Here is a 2,503-nt window from a genome sequence, read left to right as displayed (position 1 = left end):
TCACCTGTTGGTGGCATTGCACCCGAAAGGGTCTGGTTAAAAAGATCTTGAAATACTATTCTATCAGCTTTATAGCCTGTTGTGTTAACATTCGATAGATTATCACCAACCACATCCATTGCATTTTGATTTTGATTGAGACCTGTTAAAGAAGTATAAAGTGATCTAATCATACAAAAACCTCCTACTATTTATTTTAGTTTATTTTAAGTGTTACCATTACTATCAACTTGATTAACCGATAAAATCTGGTCCATAGTAACCATATTGTTATCAACATTAAATTTCAATGTGCCAGCATCATTAACAACACCACTAACTATACCCTCTGAATATGTATTAACAGTAATGGGTTTACCACTTTCATTATAGGCATCTACCTGAAATGCATATACCCCCTCCGGGACAATTTTACCATCTAAGTTTTTACCATCCCATATAACCTTATTTTTACCAGCAACGGCCTCATCACTGACTAACTTAGTAATCACCTTGCCGTTATTATCAATTAATGAGATCTCCACCTTTGATGGTTTATTGTTTACCTGGAATGATATTTCTGCTTGATTCCCATCAAAATATGTCTTATTGCCCATATATCTAACCTCTTTGCCAATAAAGTTCGATGCCGTTAATAATTGGTTATTACCCGATAGGTCTTTAACCTGGTTATTCAGGTTATCTAATTTATCTGATAGATTAATAAGTTGTTCCAAAGCAGAAAATTGAGCAGATTGTGACACAAACTCTGAATTATCCATTGGTTCTGCTGGGTTTTGATTTTTCATCTGGGCAACTAAAAGTTGCAGAAAAGCATCTTTGTCCATTTCCTTTTTTGGAGTATTATCTTTTGGTATATCCTCAACAAATCTAATTCCATCTAGATTTTCTAAAAACATTTTGACCTCCTAACTTATGCATATAATGCATTAAGTTTTGTTTCCTCTTCTCTAATCTTCTCTATCTTTTTACTAGCAAATTTTTTGCCACTCTTATCTTCTTCATGCTCTCTCTTATTGTTATGTTCTCTACTAAAATTAAAAAAATTATACTCAGATATATTTACACCTTTCTGTACTAGGTTACCCTTTATACTCTCAAAAGCTGTTGTTATAAGGTGCTTTAGATTATCATTGTCTAAAAAAATCTTTGCCTTTATACTGTCATTATTATCAGTTAACAATATTTTTACTTTTCCAATATCCTCCATTGCAATTTTTAATTCAGCTTTTGAATGGTTGCTTTCTTTTACAAATTTTACATATTCAACAATCTTATTAGCAATATCCTTTATCAACCTTGGGCTTGATAGCTGATCCCCTCTAAGCTCAAATACATTCTTATCTGTTAAATTACTGTCAACTTGCATCTGTTGCATCCTTATATATGAGTTGTTATTATTTAACTGACTTTCTTTTGCTAACAATTGTTCAGCCCTGCCACCTTCATGGCCATGGTTTTTTGTTTTCTCAATATTTTGCCTATTGAAATCATGATCAGCAAGGGCTCTTCTATGGACTCTACTAGTATCTATATTATTAACCTCTTTTGAAGTACCTTCTTTTGCATCTTTTTGCTTATTATTTTTAAGGAATATCTCCCTAAATAATTTATCTTCTTTATTTGTATTAATAAAATTTAATTTGCCTATTTCACCACCTTCGCCAGTATATTTAGCTATTAACCTATCATTGAGCAACTTTGCTACTTCATTCCCATGATTTCCATTCTCTAATTTATTAATAAATTTCTCCAATGTATTTAGTACTTTTTGTAGTTTATCACTCTCATTAGTATTTATATTATTCTCCAACGGCCCTATTTTTGATAAAATATCTTTATTTTCCAATTTACTGTACATCAATTTATTCAGAAGCTTGGATTCCATTAAAATATTATTCTTATTCTCTGCTACAGAGATGATCTTATTTATTAAAACTTCTATTTTTGAATTAACATTTTCTTCTTTAACTCCATTATTTATGTAATTCTTAGTTTCTTCTATATTTTTTTTATCAACCAAATTATGGTTATTATTTATAGGTTCATTTTTTTCAATTTTTATTTTACTAACGTATTTACCAAAAGCATCAGAATTATTACTAATAAGTTTATTTTTGCCTATGAGGAAATTTTTGCTCCTTGCTAATTCTTCTAAGCTATTTGGTATAGAAGCTTTCTCTTTGCTAACATTAGTTGTATCTAGAAAATGCTCTGACGAAGCAATAATACCTTTACTAACTATGCTTTCATTAGAAAAACTATCTATAAAGCTGCTTATCTTTTCATATATCTCTTTCAATGATGATTTAATTTTTTCATTAATTATTTTATCAGAATTCATTACTTCATTGTTACCAGGTATTTCTTTCCATATCTTATTACTATTTACATTTTTCGTGGAAAAAATTTCCCCATTTTCAAATAAATGCTCTATAGATTTCTTTAATTTGTTAAGCTTATTAAATAAATCTCTATTTGATGCCTCATCAGTATTTTTTTC

The 2,503-nt window shown here is 29.6% G+C and carries 3 protein-coding genes; all 3 read right to left on the bottom strand.

The genetic code is table 11. The features are described from left to right. A partial coding sequence (locus SVN78_10150; protein MDY6821968.1) for a flagellar basal body protein occupies positions 1-173 on the bottom strand: 173 nt, incomplete at its 3' end. A 33-nt stretch (positions 174-206) separates the two neighbouring features. After that, positions 207-899, bottom strand: coding sequence for a flagellar hook capping FlgD N-terminal domain-containing protein (locus SVN78_10145; protein MDY6821967.1), 693 nt, complete (start codon positions 897-899; stop codon positions 207-209). Positions 900-913: 14 nt separating this feature from the next. Further along, on the bottom strand, positions 914-2,503 hold a 1,590-nt coding region (locus SVN78_10140), incomplete at its 5' end, for a hypothetical protein (protein ID MDY6821966.1).

Source organism: Deferribacterota bacterium (genome assembly GCA_034189185.1).
GTDB lineage: Bacteria > Chrysiogenota > Deferribacteres > Deferribacterales > UBA228 > UBA228.
The sequence above is the reverse complement of the archived record's forward strand: the minus strand, read 5'-3'. Positions and strand labels throughout refer to the sequence as shown.